Origin of the sequence: Shewanella sp. GD03713 (assembly GCF_029843705.1) — a bacterium.
Lineage (GTDB): Bacteria > Pseudomonadota > Gammaproteobacteria > Enterobacterales > Shewanellaceae > Shewanella.
Window position 1 is genome coordinate 1,919,017 of record NZ_JAOCIW010000001.1, and the last position, 18,133, is coordinate 1,937,149.

General features: G+C 47.1%; 14 protein-coding genes. 5 read left to right on the forward strand and 9 right to left on the reverse strand.

Annotated elements, in window-relative coordinates:
- Positions 1 to 257: 257 nt before the first annotated feature.
- Positions 258 to 638: an STAS/SEC14 domain-containing protein gene (locus N5E87_RS08620; RefSeq protein WP_086904687.1), complete on the forward strand. Its 381-nt coding sequence runs from the start codon at positions 258 to 260 to the stop codon at positions 636 to 638.
- Positions 639 to 826: 188 nt separating this feature from the next.
- Positions 827 to 1,792: a RimK/LysX family protein gene (locus tag N5E87_RS08625; protein ID WP_086904688.1), complete on the forward strand. Its 966-nt coding sequence runs from the start codon at positions 827 to 829 to the stop codon at positions 1,790 to 1,792.
- 30 nt (positions 1,793 to 1,822) lie between these two features.
- Here the strand turns inward: N5E87_RS08625 and N5E87_RS08630 are convergent, their stop codons facing one another.
- The 3 genes from N5E87_RS08630 to nhaB all read right to left on the reverse strand — a co-directional run bounded on the left by N5E87_RS08630 (position 1,823) and on the right by nhaB (position 6,823).
- Complete coding sequence (locus tag N5E87_RS08630; protein ID WP_086904689.1) at positions 1,823 to 4,441, reverse strand: PAS domain-containing protein; 2,619 nt, start codon at positions 4,439 to 4,441, stop codon at positions 1,823 to 1,825.
- A 156-nt stretch (positions 4,442 to 4,597) separates the two neighbouring features.
- Positions 4,598 to 5,125: a disulfide bond formation protein DsbB gene (dsbB, locus tag N5E87_RS08635; protein ID WP_086904690.1), complete on the reverse strand. Its 528-nt coding sequence runs from the start codon at positions 5,123 to 5,125 to the stop codon at positions 4,598 to 4,600.
- A gap of 96 nt (positions 5,126 to 5,221) precedes the next feature.
- On the reverse strand, positions 5,222 to 6,823 hold the full coding sequence (gene nhaB / locus N5E87_RS08640) for a sodium/proton antiporter NhaB (RefSeq protein ID WP_086904691.1): 1,602 nt from the start codon (positions 6,821 to 6,823) through the stop codon (positions 5,222 to 5,224).
- Positions 6,824 to 7,126: 303 nt separating this feature from the next.
- Here nhaB and fadR point away from each other — a divergent pair, with 303 nt between their 5' ends.
- Positions 7,127 to 7,852, forward strand: coding sequence for a fatty acid metabolism transcriptional regulator FadR (gene fadR / locus N5E87_RS08645; RefSeq protein WP_086904692.1), 726 nt, complete (start codon positions 7,127 to 7,129; stop codon positions 7,850 to 7,852).
- Between the two features lie 83 nt (positions 7,853 to 7,935).
- Here fadR and N5E87_RS08650 read toward each other — a convergent pair.
- The 5 genes from N5E87_RS08650 to sodB all read right to left on the reverse strand — a co-directional run bounded on the left by N5E87_RS08650 (position 7,936) and on the right by sodB (position 14,908).
- Positions 7,936 to 9,152 (reverse strand): IS3 family transposase gene (locus N5E87_RS08650; protein WP_126512554.1). Its coding sequence is split into 2 segments (ribosomal slippage): positions 7,936 to 8,804 and positions 8,804 to 9,152, totalling 1,218 coding nucleotides; the frame shifts between segments, so codons are not numbered across the junction.
- A 115-nt stretch (positions 9,153 to 9,267) separates the two neighbouring features.
- Positions 9,268 to 10,794: a SpoVR family protein gene (locus N5E87_RS08655; RefSeq protein WP_086904482.1), complete on the reverse strand. Its 1,527-nt coding sequence runs from the start codon at positions 10,792 to 10,794 to the stop codon at positions 9,268 to 9,270.
- A gap of 9 nt (positions 10,795 to 10,803) precedes the next feature.
- Positions 10,804 to 12,072 (reverse strand): YeaH/YhbH family protein, encoded by a 1,269-nt coding sequence (locus tag N5E87_RS08660; protein WP_086904483.1) that lies wholly within the window; start codon positions 12,070 to 12,072, stop codon positions 10,804 to 10,806.
- Positions 12,073 to 12,137: 65 nt separating this feature from the next.
- Complete coding sequence (locus N5E87_RS08665; protein WP_011716674.1) at positions 12,138 to 14,072, reverse strand: PrkA family serine protein kinase; 1,935 nt, start codon at positions 14,070 to 14,072, stop codon at positions 12,138 to 12,140.
- A 251-nt stretch (positions 14,073 to 14,323) separates the two neighbouring features.
- Positions 14,324 to 14,908 (reverse strand): superoxide dismutase [Fe], encoded by a 585-nt coding sequence (sodB, locus tag N5E87_RS08670; protein WP_011622352.1) that lies wholly within the window; start codon positions 14,906 to 14,908, stop codon positions 14,324 to 14,326.
- A gap of 226 nt (positions 14,909 to 15,134) precedes the next feature.
- Between sodB and N5E87_RS08675 the strand changes: the two genes are divergently transcribed.
- Positions 15,135 to 15,467, forward strand: a complete 333-nt coding sequence (locus tag N5E87_RS08675) for a Grx4 family monothiol glutaredoxin (RefSeq protein WP_011622353.1) — start codon at positions 15,135 to 15,137, stop codon at positions 15,465 to 15,467.
- Positions 15,468 to 15,595: 128 nt separating this feature from the next.
- Here the strand turns inward: N5E87_RS08675 and N5E87_RS08680 are convergent, their stop codons facing one another.
- On the reverse strand, positions 15,596 to 16,834 hold the full coding sequence (locus tag N5E87_RS08680) for a uracil-xanthine permease family protein (RefSeq protein WP_086904484.1): 1,239 nt from the start codon (positions 16,832 to 16,834) through the stop codon (positions 15,596 to 15,598).
- Positions 16,835 to 17,049: 215 nt separating this feature from the next.
- Between N5E87_RS08680 and N5E87_RS08685 the strand changes: the two genes are divergently transcribed.
- Positions 17,050 to 18,132: a DUF2066 domain-containing protein gene (locus N5E87_RS08685; RefSeq protein WP_086904485.1), complete on the forward strand. Its 1,083-nt coding sequence runs from the start codon at positions 17,050 to 17,052 to the stop codon at positions 18,130 to 18,132.
- Position 18,133: the final 1 nt, after the last annotated feature.

Here is an 18,133-nt window from a genome sequence, read left to right on the forward strand (position 1 = left end):
CCCTGTGGGTTGTTTGGGCACCAGTCGATGCTTTTCGTGTAGGTTTTGAAGGTGTGAAGTAAATGGGGCTTGTCTTATCGCGCAATGCTTACGCAAGTCTTGCGAACCTTACAATCTCATCTCGTCATCACCCGCCATCGCATCAGTTTCCCGCAAGTTTGAGTAAAATAATTCCCACTTTTCAAGCATCTTCATTTACAGGGTATATCTTTACTCTATAGCCGTATTTTCTCGTGCGATATCAAGGGAGATGCATAATGCTAACCATACGTCCAAGCTATGCCGAAGATATGCTGACCATTGTGGTGTCGGGTCAAGTCACCCATGGGGATATCGAAGCCTTACTGCTTCCCGCGATTGAGGCCAAGTTGCAGGATCATGCGAGTCTTCGCTTGTGGTACGAGTTCAGCCCCGACTTTATTGGCATTACCGTGGGCGCACTCTGGGATGATGCTTTACTCAGTGTGTTTCATTTTAGTGATTTCTCGCGGGTGGTGATGATTGCGGACATGCAAAGCCTAGGGGCTATGGTCAATACACTGGCTTTTATGTTGCCCTGCCCGGTGAAGGTTTTTAGTGAACATGAGCGCGCGCTGGCGAAAGCTTGGTTGGACGAAGCGAAAGTGGCAGAGGTGTAACGGCTGTAACCATTGTGTGTTAACTTGTGACTATTCCTTATTTTTTCATTGGCTTAATTGCTGTATTTGACCTCTGCTTAGTGTTTTTCGGCTCTTTTCCTTCGCTTTTGTGCTATCACTAGCCCCTACATCGACCTAGGTGATGGGTCAAAGTGGCTTGTCCGTCATCGTTCAGATAAGGAGTGAGGATGTTACAACATCAGAGTGTCGGTCGCTGCACCACATTATTGCTAGGCGCCATTATCGCAAGTTTGAGCCTTGCAGGTTGCGGTAAAGTCAGTGAAGAGGTGCAAACGCCTGCGCAGAGCGCTGTATCTACTGACACTAAGGCGATTATTGGTCAATCAGAGAAGATGCGCCTATTGGCCGCACAACTGGATTTTCAGGCAAGAATTGATACGGGCGCGGCGAACACCTCATTACATGCCATCGATCTGCAAGTTGAAGGCGGTGCGTCCGACAAGATGCAGGATAACATTGGTAAGACATTGCATTTTACCACCGAAAACGAGGCGGGCGAGCAGCGGCGCTTAGCGGCGAAAATCCTAAAGACCACCACAGTGAATAACGCTCAAGGCAGTGAAGTCCGCTATTTGGTCGAGTTAGACATTGGTTTTGAGGGGCAACACCGTCTGGTTGCCGTTAACCTACGTGACCGAAGCCATATGGATTACAAGTTACTGATCGGCCGTAATTGGTTAGCGGGCCGTTATGTTGTTGATGTGGCCGAGAAACGTCTGATTGGTCCGACAGCGTTAATCAAAGTGAAAGAAGCCGAGTTGACCTTTAAAACGCGCATCGATACGGGGGCGGTTGAAAATTCCCTGCATGCGGTTGATCTCAAGATTGACGATGAAGATCCTACCAATATGGATAACAACATCGGCAAGTGGCTTAATTTCACTACCGAAAATGAGCGTGGTGAGGAAAAGCGGTTAAGGGCACGGATTGTCGATACTTCGCTTATCCGTAACGCGCAGGGGAGTGAAGTGCGTTATATGGTCGAATTGACCTTAGGTGAACCGGTACATGAGTATCCGGTCAAAGTGAATCTTAAGGATCGTAGTCAAATGTCCAATAAACTCTTAATTGGCCGTAACTGGCTACAGGGCCATTATCTGGTGGATGTGACACTTGATAAGTCGAGCGACTAGTTTGTCCCAATGGGCTTGACTTAGCCTTGGCTATACCGCAGCTAATGGCCAGTGGCACTCAATCAGAGTGCCACGATTGAGCTCACTCTCTACCTTAAGCTCGCCATGTAACTCTTCTTTTATCCAAAGGTTAATGCAAGTCAGTGTGCCAATGCATTGGTTTTGTTGCATTTCTTGTTTTAGTTGCTCAAGGTGCGCGACTGATATCCCGACACCATTGTCCTGAAGCTGCATCTGTAATTCGCCGTCTTTCTTTTCAAGCGTTAATGCTAAGGTTCTGTTTTGATTATGCTCTTTAAAGGCATGGTGCAAGGTGTTGTTAATCAGTCGATAGAAAAATTGCAAATATTGCCAAGCATTGCCATCGACTACTAATTGCTCGTCGCACTCTAGCTTGACTTTAACCTGAGTTTTCAACAGTTGTGGCTGCAATAAGCTCAATAATTGATTGATAAACTGAGCTAAATGCAGCGGGCGTATCTCACTATGCTGATCGGTAAACAGCTGCGATATGTGCCTGAGTCTGGCCGCTTGTTGGCTCATCAATTGCACAACTTGGGCTTGGTGGCTGTCATCCTCCTTGGTGCGCACTTGGCAGATCTGTGCGAGGAGTTTGTCCTGCTCTTGCATCATTTGGCTCATGACGTCGGCCAGGAAATTCTGCATCAGTTTCTGACTTTGTTGTTTGCTCAGGTTGAGTTGGATTTGCTGATTGATCTCAGCTTGAATCGCCGCGAGTTGTTCCCTGAGCTGGCTATTTTCTTGCTGTGTGAGTTGGGTCTTGCGCTGCTCATCTTTTAGCTGGGCTAATTGTGATTGCAGCAACTTTTCTTGTTCTTTTTCTTGGCGTTTTTTCAAGTCCACATTAAAGCCAATGGCGCCGACGCCCATGGAATTATCCTCATCGTCGCGAATATCGAATTTACTCATTTGATAAATAACCTCGCCGCGAAGGGAGGGAATGGCTTCTTCGAAATGCAGGGCATCGTGGCTATGGGTGACCCTTTGGTCGTTCTGTTGATACTGTTGGGCGAGTGAGTTTTGGAACAGATCAAAGTCGGTGGCGCCGATGATCTTGCGCCGCTCAATCCCTAAAACCTCGCAGTATTTGTTGTTCACTAAGGTATATCTGCCATTTAAGTCTTTGATGTAAATGATGATGGATGAGAAATCGAGTAAGGATCTTAATTGTTCCTTGCGCTGATTTAACTCCTGCTGAAAATGCTGTTGAGTCAATAATTGCTGCTCAAGGGCGAGATTACTGGCATCTAGACTGGCCATGGCGACTTCAAGTTGTTGGGTGCGGGATAAAAAGCTTTTCGCCAGTAGGCCGACCTCATCGTGCCGCTCCTTGGCTTTTAATTCGATAGAGGCTGAATCATTGCGTTTGAGTGCCTGCACCATCTCCATAATGGGGGCAATAATTAATCTATGTTGCAATAAAAACAGCAGGATAAGGTCGAGCATCTGAATTAACACTAGGGAGAGGCCGACTTTTTCGATCAGTTTTTTGGCCGTGTCCTGTAATGGGGCGATGGGCGTGACGACCAGAATTTTCCAGTAGGTGTGGGGCATTAAAAACACCGACACCAGTGAGGGCCCCTTGAGGATAGGGTCCATAGTCAAGGAGACCGAGGCGATTCGCCTAGGTGTTAAGAACTGGTTTTTGGCATTGTCATTGACGATGGCGGAGAGCATCTGCCGTTCCCCATCGTTGCTTAGACGGGTGAGGTTATCCATTTGCTCTTGGGTAAATACGCGCTCAGCCACGGCTTGTTCGATAAAACTGCGGTCGGCTAAGTGCAGTGCCGAGGCAATGGGGCTAAAGGCCGTCTCGGTTTTTGCCAACTCATCGAAGTCTTGTAGGGCATGGGGGGAATTGTGTGAAGATTGTGGCAGATTGTCACTATTCGGCGAGGCCAAGATTTGGTTTTGATGGTCTAGGGCTATCACGTAGCCACTGACATCGAGCATGGTATTGCGTAGGAGCTGATTGAGTTTTTCAAGGCTGATGTCGGTAGTGGCGGCTCCAATAAACTGATGATCCATCCACATGGCACCCGATGCGGTCACCATAGGCTCATGGGTGGTAGGGTCGACATAGGATTTAGACCAAAATATTTTCCCTACGGGAAAATAGCGGGTCGGCCGATACCATTCTTCGGTGTGGTAGCTTGGAAAACTATCATCGTTATAGCTATTGATGGCGACTAATTCGCCGTGAATATTGTGCGACCAAAATAAGCTGTCACGAAACTTTTGCCGGTCAAATGCCCCTGGCTCGGGCCAAATCCCGCCACCAGAAATAATCGCCTTTTGATTTTCAATCGAGAGTAATACCGGAATGCTCTTACTGAGCTGCTCGGGTTCGTAACGGTATAGCATGGCGATTTGACTGATGGCATTGACCTGATTCTCCACTTGGGAGGTCATTTCCTGCAATTTAGCAATGATGATTTGGCCATGGTTTTGATTGAGCAGGGTTTGCTGCTCGCTGATCTGTTGGGTCTGAATGTTCAGAATGACCCACGCCGTACTGAAGATCAGTATGCTGGCGATCAGCAGTTGGATCAGGCTGAGTTTAAACGGCAGGCTCTTTTGCCAGTGGGTTAACGGTGCTTGAGGCTCAATGAGAGGCCGTTTATCCATGTTCTACGCGTTCCAAATGCCGTTATCATGGAGCCAGTTTAGCGTTTTTTGGTCTATTTGCCATTGGCTTAAATCAAAGTTCACTGAGTGTTTTCGGCGAGAAAGATTGACAGCTATAGCTAAAAATAAGGCAGACCTTAGTCTGCCTTAGGAAGATTATTTGTAGAGCGATGGTTTATTCGAGCCGCTCAAGATGGGCACAATAAACAGTAACAGTGCGACCAGATAACCACTAAAGGCTACCACCATCCACTCGGCCATGGTGACGCCCATAAACTGCCATGGCACATCGGTACACATTCCCGTTGGCAACATCACGGATGGGAACCATTCATGGAGTGGCATCCAAGCTGGAAATTCGGGTAAAAATGAGCAAGTCGAGAAGGGCGAAGGGTTATTCTGCATATCGACTAAGGCTAACGCCAGTTTTAGTCCCCAGGTTGCGCTGACGGCCCAGCCAAGGGCGCCTAAAATGCGAACGATGCGGTACTTAGGCGCTGTCATACCTATCAGTCCTGCCGCCAAAATGCCAAATACGGCCAGTCGCTGGTAAATACACATGACGCAGGGATCTAACTTCATCACGTATTGGAAATACAAGGCGGCCGCTTCGAGGGCAATCGCAGAGCCGGTGAGAATGAACCAAGATGCGCGGGAATGGGCAAAGCGAGTGAGTGCTGTCAAAAGTGAACTCCATATCAACAAAAAAACGCCCTCGAAAGTAGGGCGTTTTTTTGACTGTACTTAACTCATAAAGTTCAGTCAACTCCGATATTTATGTTAGTGACCTGTCGCAGGCGCTAACGCTTCTTTAACACTGTGATGCAGTATCGCATGGGAGTCGTAGAAGTACTGGGTCATCTGCTCTAAGAAGCCCGATTCGATTGCCATCACACCCACAATCGATAACACGATAGTGTAAGGCAATGCCATCCACACCATTCTGCCGTAGGATAAACGGATCAACGGGGCAAGGGCTGAGGTCAATAAGAACAGGAACGCGGCTTGACCGTTTGGTGTCGCCACCGAAGGTAAGTTAGTACCAGTGTTAATCGCAACCGCTAACAGGTCGAATTGATCGCGGGTAATTTGACCGTTAATCAATGCGGCTTTGACTTCGTTAATGTAAACCGTGCCCACAAACACGTTATCACTGACCATAGAGAGCAACCCGTTAGCGATATAGAAGATCACTAATTGGGTGTTACCTTCATGGTTCAGTGCCCATTGGATCACTGGGCCAAAAAGTTGTTGGTCGATAATCACGGCCACAACTGCAAAGAACACCGCTAACAACGCCGTAAAGGGCAGGGCTTCTTCGAAGGCTTTACCCAGCGCATGCTCATCGGTAATACCGTTAAAGGCTGTGGTTAAGATGATCACAGACAGACCAATCAAGCCCACAGACGCTAAGTGCAGCGCCAGACCCGCAATCAACCAAACACCGACAAAGGCTTGGATAACCAGCTTCATCTTGTCTTTATTGGTACGACGGGCATCTTCATAGGCGGCGTAATCACACAGGATTTTATGTACCGCATCAGGTAGCTGAGCACCATAACCAAACCAACGGAATTTTTCGACCACAAAACAGGTGAGGATACCCGCGAACAACACGGGCACAGTCACAGGTGACATGCGGATCGCAAATTCGCCAAATTGCCAGTTTGCTTGGGCAGCAATGATTAAGTTTTGTGGTTCCCCCACCATAGTACACACGCCGCCTAATGCGGTACCGACACCAGCGTGCATCAATAGGTTACGTAGGAAACCACGGAAAGACTCGAGCTCGTCTTCATTGAGTTGGTTTTCACCATCGTCATTTTTGCCTTCGGAGGTATGGTCATGATCGGCCGAGAAATCTTTACCTGAAGCAACTTTGTGATAGATAGAGTAAAAACCGACTGCCACGGTAATAATCACGGCGATAACGGTTAAAGCATCTAAGAAGGCGGATAAGAAGGCAGAAGCCAGACAGAACAGCAAAGACACTAAGATTTTCGAGCGCACTTTAGTGATCATCTTAGTGAACACGAACAGCAGCAGCTGTTTCATGAAGTAAATACCGGCCACCATAAACACCAGCAGTAACAATACTTCAAGGTTCGCTTCAATTTCGTGCAGTACTTGGCTGGCAGAGGTCATCCCGATGGCGACAGCTTCAATCGCTAATAAACCACCGGGTTGTAATGGGTAGCATTTCAGCGCCATTGCCAAGGTAAAAATAAACTCAAGCACTAATACCCAACCAGCCACAAAGGGGCTGACATAGAAAAAGAGTATTGGATTGATTATTAAAAACGACAGTATTGCGATCTTGTACCACTTAGGAGAATTCCCTAAGAAGTTCCCAATAAACGCCTGACTCATTGTCATCGGCATGGCATCCTCTCTTCTAATTATCTTTTAAAATTGCACAGGTTATTGTTTCTGGCATTTGTTTTAGAAAATCAGTCTAGCCTAAAGAGAATGCTAATGTAACGAGATACTGAAACCCAGATTTCAAAAAGCGGAGCTAATCGGCAAAATTGGCACAATTGCTGTTGATTAATGTCGTTTTTTTGAACATTTCTGTGACAATTGTACGGTGATTTTAAGGTGAGCCTCAGTCAATGGTTTCCATTTTTTACCGCTCTGGTATGATCAGTGACCATTATAAAGCACAACAACTGGAAAAGTGGGCTGATGATTATCAATGCCAAAGGACCTGCAAGTTTTGCAGAGAAGTATATTGTAAGATCGATTTGGGAAAATAAGTTTCCCCCAGGGTCCATTTTACCGGCTGAACGTGAGCTTTCTGAATTAATTGGCGTAACACGCACCACCCTGCGTGAAGTGCTGCAACGCTTAGCCCGTGATGGTTGGTTAAAAATTCAACATGGCAAACCGACTCGGGTGAACAATTTTTGGGAAACCTCGGGCCTTAACATTCTTGAGACCATAGCGGATCTCAACCCAGAAGGCTTCCCTGTGCTGGTGGACCAATTGCTGTCGGCTCGCACCAATGTGAGCGCGATTTATTTTCGCGGTGCACTGCGTAACAGCCCAGATACAGCGGTGGAAGTCCTCGGACAAATTCACCAATTAGAAGATACGGCCGAATCCTTCGCCGAGTATGACTACCTGTTGCACCACACCTTAGCCTTTTCTTCAGGCAATCCGCTGTACGTGTTGATCTTAAATGGCTTTAAAGGTTTGTATAGTCGAGTCGGTCGTTACTATTTCAGTAGCCCTGAAGCGCGCCAGTTAGCGCTAAACTTCTATAAAGAACTCGAAATATTAGCCAAAGCTAAAAACTATATCGATGTGCCCGCATTAATGCGTACCTACGGTATTAACAGCGGCAAAATGTGGTTGCAGTTGCGTGACGATATGCCAACCTCGATTGCCCAGCAGGACGGCAATGCTTAAGCTTTGATTCGAAGCTTACATGTGGCAAGTGGTCTGTTTTAAGTCGGTGTCTCGTCCTGAAATAAGTTGACACTTATTTCCACCTAAAACGCTCGATGAACCTCATCGGGCGTTTTGTATTTTAAGGCCAAATGTGGCCGCCGTTGATTATAGATGGCAACCGCTTCTGTCACCATTTGTCGCGCCTCCTCCAGCGTTGCGGGCTTATGTGTTAAAAACTCCTGCTTCAAGATGCCATTCACTCGCTCTGCTAAGGCATTTTGATAGCAGTCATATCCATCGGTCATTGAGCATGTCACGCCATGATGTGCGTGAACCGCTTGATACGCGTTTGAGCAGTACTGTATCCCTCGGTCTGAGTGGTGTATCAGCGGTTTACTTTTATCTTGTCGCTGCTTCAGCGCCCGTTTGTAGGCCGTTAGCACCCCGTCTGTTTTTAGATTATCATCAACATGATAACCCACAATTTTTCGTGACCAGGCATCGGTCACCAAGCTTAAATAGGCTTCATTATCTTGCAGTGGCAGATAGGTAATATCAGCCACCCAGACTTGCTCTGAGCGGCTGATGTCCACTTGCTGCTCGCTGGGCTTAAGCAAGTTGGGATGACACCTAAATCGATGATGGCTGTTGGTCGTTTTATGGTACGCCCGTTTCGGCGTAACCAACAAACGATGCGCCCTAAGACAGCGAAATAACCGGTCTCGTCCTATCACTATTTGATGCATTTTGTTCAATAAATACTGCATTTTACGCGTACCGACTCGCGGTTGAAATAACCGCTCATACTGCACCGTTTGCACCACCTGTCGTTCCCTTTGCTCCCATTCTGTTTGCCGCTGACATTGCTGATAATACGCCTGACGACTGATGCCAAGATAGCGACAGCATTGGGTGACGCGATAACCTATGGCCGTTTTTTCCTGGAGCGTTTCGCGTGTGGCTTTTTTACGACGGATATCCCGTAGTCAGTTCTGAGTTTTTCGACAATGGCTTCGAAGAACGCCGCTTTCATGCGGGTATCTTCCAGTTCGGCTTCGAGGGCTTTTATCTTTTGCTCGGGGGTGAGCTCGGTGGGTTCAGTCATCAACTGTCCTCGCATTGATGTAGACGGTGTCCCTTGGGACCAATCCAGTTTGCCGTGCTTGCGTAACCACACTAACACGGTGGAGCAACCTTGAATACCGTACTTGTCTTGCGCCTGTTTATAGGTCAGTTCGCCTTTTTCCACTTGGTCGACAACCGCCAATTTAAAAGCGAGGGAATAATCACGTTGAGTTCGTTTAATTGTTGAAGTCATTACACTCTCCAAAATGAGTTTGAAAAGTGTCAACGCTATTTAGGACGGGTCACGGGTTAAATAAAAAGCCGTTTCATTGAGAAACGGCTTTTTTGTTTTTTGATCAAACTGATATTTAGTCGGCCTTGGGTTGCTCAGGGCAGGACGCTAACAAGGTCACGCTGGTATCGGCATTTAACTGCTCAAGGCTGACGGTAAAGCCCCAGAGTCGATGCAGATGCTTTAACACTTCCTTATAGGTGCTGGCGAGCGGGATATCATTACTGGGGACATACCTTAAAGTTAAGGAGCGGTCGCCGTTTATCTCAACGTTATGTACTTGAATATTAGGCTCAATATTTGACAAATTGTACTGCTGCGAGAGTAGATTGCGAATGTCTTGATAACCCTGCTCATCGTGAATGGCCGACACGGACAGATAATTACGTTTCTCATCATCGTGGATGCCAAACAGTTTGAACTGACGGATCACCCTCGGCGACAGATATTGGCTGATAAAACTTTCATCCTTAAAGTTTTGCATCGCAAAATGTAAGGTATCGAGCCAATTACTGCCCGCTATGTCCGGAAACCAGACTTTGTCTTCCTCAGTTGGATTCTCACACATGCGCCGAATATCGGTAAACATCGCAAACCCGAGGGCATAAGGGTTGATACCGCTGTAGTAACGGCTGTTATATTCGGGTTGGGCGACAACGCCAGTATGGCTCTGCAAAAACTCCATCATAAAGCGGTCAGTGACCACGCCATCATCATATAGATGATTCAAAATGGTGTAATGCCAGAAGGTTGCCCAGCCTTCATTCATCACTTGTGTTTGTTTTTGCGGATAAAAATACTGCGCCATCTTACGCACGATACGGATAATTTCCCGCTGCCATGACTCCAGCAATGGCGCATTTTTTTCAATAAAATACAGAATATTTTCCTGCGGCTCGGCGGGGAAACGGCGCTTAGTGGTCGACGGTTGCTGCTGTTGATGGGTGGGAATAGTGCGCCACAAATCGTTCACTTGGCTTTGCAGGTAGGCCTCGCGATCTTTTTGCCTCGCCTGTTCTTCCCTAAAGGAGATTTCCGATGGGCGTTTATAGCGGTCGACACCATAATTCATCAGAGCGTGGCAAGAGTCGATGATGCTTTCAACTTGCTCGACACCGTATTTTTGCTCGCAATCACTGATGTAGTTTTTGGCAAACACTAAGTAATCGATAATCGAACTTGCATCCGTCCATGTCTTAAATAAGTAATTATTTTTAAAGAAACTATTATGGCCAAAACAGGCATGGGCCATCACCAATGCCTGCATGGTGATGGTGTTTTCTTCCATTAAATAAGCGATACAAGGGTTGGAGTTAATCACAATTTCGTAGGCGAGCCCCATTTGCCCACGCTTGTAGCCCTGTTCGGTTTCGATAAAACGTTTGCCGAAGGACCAATGGGTATAGCCAATGGGCATACCAATGCCGGCATAGGCATCCATCATCTGTTCGGCGGTGATGATTTCGATTTGATTGGGATAGGCGTTCAATTTGTAAATGGCCGCCACCCGCTCAATCTCTTTTAGATAACTTTGTAACAGCTCAAAGCTCCAGTCGGGACCGTCACTCAAGGCTGTACGTGTTTTTGCTTCTTTTATCCCCATAGAGCCCCCTTAAACCGCCTGCTTTTTAAATAATTCTCTAAATACAGGGTAGATATCTTCGGCTTGACGAATATGTTGCACCGCTATGTTGTCGTAGTGTTGTTGTAGGGATTCGTATTCGCGCCACAGGGTTTGGTGCGCACGATTGGTGATTTCGATATAGCTAAAATAGCGCACTAGCGGCAGGATTTTTTGCTCCAATAATTGTCGACAGGTGGGAGAGTCATCGGCCCAGTTATCACCGTCAGAGGCTTGTGCAGCATAGATATTCCACTCATCGGCAGGGTAGCGAGCCTGCTGAATTTCGTGCATTAATTTCAATGCACTTGAGACAATCGTGCCGCCGGTTTCTTGGGAGTAGAAGAACTCATGTTCGTCCACTTCCTTCGCTTGGGTATGGTGGCGGATATAGACCACCTCGAGGTTTTTGTAGGTACGGGTGAGAAACAAGTACAGCAAGATATAGAAACGTTTCGCCATATCTTTTGTTGCTTGGTCCATCGAGCCTGAGACGTCCATTAAGCAGAACATGACCGCTTGGCTTGAGGGCACCTCGCGCCTTGCAAAGTTGTTGAAACGTAAGTCAAAGGTATCGATAAAGGGAACTTTAGCAATCTTCTGCTTGAGCGCCTCGATTTGGGCTTTCAAATCCAAAATCAGCTCGGCTTTAGTGCCTGGAATATTTTCAAGCTCTGCCAGTTCCAGCTCTAACTCTTTGAGCAATTTCTTTTTACTTGCCGACATGGCAATGCGGCGCGCCAAGGAGGAACGCAGTGAGCGCACAATATTGATATTGGCTGGTACACCATCATTGGTGAAACCCGCACGGTAGATTTGATACTCGACGAGCTTGTTTAAGCGATTCTTCTGCAGATTCGGCAGTTCTAAATCCTCAAAGAGCAGCTCTAGGTATTCATCCTTTGAGATTTCAAACACAAAGTCGTCATTCCCTTCGCCCGAATCCGAGGCATCGCCTTTACCCGCACCGCCGCCAGCGCCACCTTGGGGTCTGTCGATTTTATCGCCACGGGTGAATTGATCATTGCCTGGGTGGACTCTGTCTCTTACGCCTCCTTTGCCCTGATGGAACATAGGTTCACTGATATCCCGTGTGGGAATACTGATTTTTTCGCCTTTATCTACATCCGTTACACTGCGACGCGTGACGGCATCGCTGACGGCTTTTTTGATTTGTTGCTTATATCGGTTGATAAAGCGTTGGCGGTTGACTGTGCTTTTTCCTTTCGCATTCAACCGTCTATCGATAAAGTTCGCCATACGCACCTCCCAAACCCCAGCGAAGGCTTTGGCAACACCAAAGCCTCGTTTTTAGTGAGCGCAAGTTAAGAGGATTTACGAACCCGTAAATACCACTCAGACAGGAGTCTGACTTGTTTTTTGGTATAGCCTTTCTCCATCATTCGATTGACAAAATCATCGTGTTTACGTTGATCGTCAGTCGAGGTTTTGGCGTTAAAGGAAATCACCGGGAGTAGATCCTCTGTATTTGAGAACATTTTCTTCTCAATCACAGTGCGTAGTTTTTCGTAGCTGGTCCAGAGTGGATTGTTGCCCTCATGGCTTGCGCGGGCGCGCAGGACAAAGTTAACGATCTCATTACGGAAATCTTTAGGGTTGCTGATCCCCGCAGGTTTTTCGATTTTCTCCAGTTCGGCATTGAGTGCAGAACGGTCAAACAATTGACCGGTTTCGGGGTCACGGTATTCCTGATCTTGGATCCAGAAATCGGCGTAGGTGACATAACGGTCGAAGATATTTTGGCCGTATTCAGAGTAGGACTCTAAGTACGCGGTTTGGATTTCCTTACCGATAAATTCGACGTATTTAGGGATTAAATAGCCTTTTAAGAACTCCAGATAACGTTCGGCGGTATCGCCGGGGAATTGTTCCTGCTCGATTTGGCGCTCGAGTACATAGAACAAATGTACAGGGTTAGCGGCAATCTCTGAGTGGTCAAAGTTAAATACCCGCGACAGGATCTTGAACGCGAAACGGGTAGAAAGACCGTTCATGCCTTCATCAACACCGGCGTAGTCGCGGTACTCTTGGTAGGATTTGGCCTTTGGATCGGTATCTTTAAGGCTTTCACCATCGTAGACCCGCATCTTAGAGTAGATGGAGGAGTTTTCAGGTGTTTTGATCCTCGAGAGCACACTAAATTGCGCTAGGGTTTCTAAGGTGCCAGGTGCGCAAGGTGCTTGGGACAGCTCGGAGTTTTGCAGTAATTTTTTGTAAATCTGCAATTCTTCCGATACCCGCAGGCAATAGGGCACTTTGACGATATAAACCCTGTCGAGAAATGCTTCGTTGTTCTTGTTGTTTTTGAAGGTTGACCATTCTGACTCGTTAGAGTGCGCTAAAATGATACCGCTATAGGGCAGGGCGGATAAGCCTTCGGTGCCGTTATAGTTACCTTCTTGGGTAGCGGTGAGCAGTGGGTGTAGCACCTTAATGGGCGCCTTGAACATTTCCACGAACTCCATCATCCCTTGGTTTGCCCGGCAGAGTGCACCCGAATAGGCATAGGCATCGGCATCGTCTTGCGAGAAATGTTCTAGCTGACGAATATCGACCTTACCCACCAAGGAAGAAATATCTTGGTTGTTCTCATCTCCAGGCTCGGTTTTGGCAATCGCCAATTGATCGAGGATAGAGGGGTAGACCTTGACCACACGGAATTTTGAAATATCGCCGCCAAACTCGTGCAGGCGTTTCACCGCCCAAGGCGACATAATGGTTTTTAAATAACGAGTGGGAATATTAAACTCATCCCGCAGTAGCTGGCCGTCTTCTTCGACATCGAAGAGACAGAAGGGGTGATCATTCACCGGGCTTCTCACGCCATTAGCACTTAGAATGTAAATTGGCACTTTTTGCATCAAAGCTTTGAGTTTTTCCGCCAATGATGACTTACCACCACCCACAGGGCCGAGTAAGTACAAAATTTGCTTCGATTCCTCTAAGCCTTGGGCCGAGTGTTTTAGGTAGGCAACGATTTGTTCAATCGCATCTTCCATACCGTAAAAGTCTTTAAAGGCGGGATAGCGTGAGATGAGACGATTCGAAAAGATACGGCTTAGGGTTGGATTTTTCGCGGTATCAATAATTTCGGCTTCGCCGATGGCAAGCAGTAATCGCTCGGACGCTGACATATAAGCACTGCGATCTTCTTTGCAGATATCGAGGTATTCTTGCAAAGTGTATTCTTCATCGAGTTTTTGTTCGTAGCGCTTTTGGTAATGCTCGAAAATGCCCATATAAACCCCCTGAAACGCCAGTGATGTCATGGATGGAGAACTGATTTTTCAGCTTCCTACACTAATCTTAGACACAAACTTGCCAGCTGTGTCAAAAAAATATCAAATAAAAACAATAACAAATGATTGCAATTGCAATTATTGCACTTGTAGCGATTGGGCGGTGTTAGGCAAAAGGTGCGAGGTGAGTGATTTGTGAGGTCATAAAAAAAGAGCCACTTGGGCTCTTTTTCGAAATGATTTAGCAGCGATTAACCAGCGAAGTTTTGGTTCACGAAGTCCCAGTTAACTAATTGCCAGAAGTGGGCTAAGTAGTCAGGACGTACGTTGCGGTAATCGATGTAGTAAGCGTGTTCCCACACGTCAACAGTCAGGATTGGTGTTACAGTGCTGTCAGTCAGAGGGGTTGCAGCATTGCTAGTGTTAACAATAGCAACAGTGCCATCGGCTTTTTTCACTAACCAAGTCCAAGCGCTACCAAAGTTGTTTACCGCAGAATCGGTAAATTGTGCTTTGAATGCGTCGAATGAACCGAATGCAGCATTGATTGCATCAGCCACAGGACCTGTTGGCTCACCGCCAGCGTTAGGCGCTAAGCAGTTCCAGTAGAAAGTGTGGTTCCAAACTTGAGCTGCGTTGTTAAATACGCCACCAGTAGAAGTCTTGATGATTTCTTCTAAAGATTTACCTGCGAAATCGGTTCCTTCGATCAAACCGTTTAGCTTAACAACGTAGGTGTTGTGATGCTTGCCGTAGTGGTATTCAATGGTTTCTTGAGAAATGTGTGGTTCTAGTGCGTTCTTTGCATATGGTAATGCGGGTAATTCGAAAGCCATTAGTATCTCTCCATGGTCTTAGGTTATCGTTTTTTAAACGTGCTCACTGCGCTCTATTGTACCGATAATATTTGTGATGTGAATCATTGTTTGGCTAATTGATTAGATAGGCGTCATCGAAAAACTAATTGTAGGGCATAACCTTACAAACTGTGGGATTTTGTTCTGTGCCTAGCTGTCGTACAATAGCGGCATTGAGTCAATGTCATCGTACTTAGGAATTAAAATGGAAACAGTAGAGAAAATTAAACAGCAGATCGCTGAAAACCCAATCATCGTATACATGAAGGGTTCTCCTAAATTACCAAGCTGTGGTTTTTCATCTCAGGTAGCACAAATCATGATTAACTGCGGTGAGCAGTTTGCATTTGTGGATATTCTCCAGCACCCAGATATTCGTGCTGAATTACCTAAGTATGCAAACTGGCCAACTTTCCCACAATTGTGGATTGAAGGCGAGCTGATTGGTGGTTGTGATATCGTGGTTGATATGTACCAAAAAGGCGAATTACAGCCTTTAATCAAAGCGACTGCGGATAAATACAAAACTGCAGAGTAATCACGCGTAAATGTGATGAAAGAATAATAAAAAGCCGCTAAGTGAATAACTTAGCGGCTTTTTTGTTGCCGAATCCTAACACAAGGATTCGGCGATGAGTGATGATCTGTAGCGCTTATTCACCGCGTTTAGTGTGATGCAGCATCACGCTCATGGTGTTTGCTTGCAGGTAACAGCAGATTCATGGTGATGGCCACAATACCACAGAGGCTGATGCCCGTGAGGCTGAAGGAGCCAATGCCAAAGGCCATACCACCAATACCGAAAACCAGTGTCACGCCGACAATACTTAAGTTACGGGGCTCGGATAAATCCACGTGATTACGGATGAGGGTATTTAAGCCCACTGCGGCGATAGAACCGAATAGCAAACACATAATGCCACCCATCACTGGGACTGGAATCGTTTGCATCAGGGCACCTAACTTACCGACGAAGGCTAAGGTAATGGCGGTGATCGCCGTCCAAGTCATGATCCTTGGGTCGAAGTTACGGGTTAAGGTCACCGCGCCAGTCACTTCCGAATAGGTGGTATTTGGGGGGCCACCGAAGGCCGCTGCAGCAATTGTCGCAACGCCGTCGCCGGTCAAGGTGCGATGCAGGCCGGGTTTTTTCATAAAGTCTTTACCCGTGACATTGGAAATCGCGAGGATATCACCAATATGTTCAACCGCAGGCGCAATCGCGACAGGGATCATAAAGGCGATGGCATGCCAGTTAAATTCGGGCGCAACAAATTTCGGAATAGCAATCCAGCTTGCCGCTGTAACCACCGCAAAATCCACGATCCCAAAGGCAAGGCTTAGACCATAACCCACCACAATCCCCGCCAGAATAGGCATAACCTTAAGTAAGCCTTTGGCAAAAATAGCCACCGCTATGGTGGTACAGAGTGAGGCGAGGGAAATAATCAAAGCGGTATTTGTGGGAACGAGTGTTAAGCTGCCGTCTCCACTTTTACCCAGCGCCATATTCACCGCCACAGGCGCTAAACCTAGACCAATGATAATAATCACTGGGCCAACCACCACAGGTGGAAGCAGTCGATGGATAAAGTCGGTGCCGCGCACTTTCACTAACGCGCCGAGGAGGATATACACAAAACCCGCGGCAATGATGCCGCCCATGGTTGATGGGATCCCCCAGGTTTGCACCCCGTAGAGAATGGGGGCAATAAACGCAAAGGAGGAGGCTAGGAAGATTGGCACTTGGCGTTTCGTGATTAACTGAAACAGCAGGGTACCAATACCCGCAGTAAACAGGGCGACACTGGTATCAAGCCCTGTGAGTAGTGGCATTAGCACTAGGGCGCCAAATGCAACAAACAGCATTTGCGCGCCCTGAAGTGGTATAGCGAGTCGTTTCATTTATTGTTCTCGTAAATTTAGGGTAAACCGCGAGATGATAACAGTTTGTTGCTATATGTTCCTTATAAAATGCCCCGATTGTAGGTAAGGATCACTGTTTTATTGCTAAAGCGAGTGACAGCACTTAATCCGTGGTCGAAATCTCCCCAAGACTCGCTAAAGGCGCTAACTATGGTACAATTTGCACTATCTGACGTTACTTCAACTACTCAAAGATGCTGAAATTCCTATTAAAGCCAAGCTTACTCGCGTTTTTATACTGCCTGTTTACCGTTAATAGCCTGCAAGCTGTTGAAGTGAGTAAATTAGATGAAGCCGATGTGCCCGTGGCTTCCCGCGCCGTGCCTGAGCGGAATAAAGCCCTTAAAGCCGCGCTGGAAAAAGTGATCATTAAAAATACCGGGACAGCACGTTCTTTGGATAACGGCGTTATCCAATCACAACTGGCCAATCCCGATGCACTGCTGAGCCAATATGGTTATGTGGAGCAAAATGGCCAACTGCTGTTAAAAGCCAACTTTGAGCATCGCCGCATTATTACCCTGTTACGTCAGGCCCAATTACCCGTGTGGGGCATTCAACGTCCACTGACACTCTTTTGGGTTGCCATGCCAAGTGAAGGCGACACGATTTTACTGAGTGATTCATCGACCTTAGCCGAGCGTCAGGCATTCAATACCTTCTCCGATGAGCGCGGCATTCCCGTCTTGCTGCCTATCCTCGACCTCGATGAGTTAATGGGCATCAATCCGAATGATGTTAAAGGCATGTTTGCCGATATAGTGTCTAGCGTCTCTGGACGTTATCAAGCCGACTTCTTAGCCCTGGTCGCTATTGAACCAGCTGGAAACCAAGTGCGTTACCGCTTGAATTTGTACACCAAGGCCACGATCGACTCGTTAACGCCGCCACTGTTTAGTTTTAATGGCTCGGCAGAAAATAGCGCGCAGGCGATCACCGCTATGATGGCCGCCCTCGGGGATTATTATTTTACTAAGTACGCCATTGCCGATTCCGGCGAACAAGTTGGTGCCAGTGTGACCTTCGTGAACATTGATAAAATGGCGCAGCTAGTTGAAGTTGAAAAATACTTAAAGCAACTCAGCGCCGTGAAGAATGCGACGCTGTCGCGCATCCAAGGTAATACCGCAACCTTTTCCTTGGATTTGTTTGGTTCTCAGACCGACTTTGAGCGTTTACTGAGTCTAGAGCCGCGAATTTCGGTGGTGGCGCCAGGGGAGTTTTCTGCCGGTGCCAGCCCTGCGGGTAAAACTGTCTATCAATGGCGGTTACCTTAAA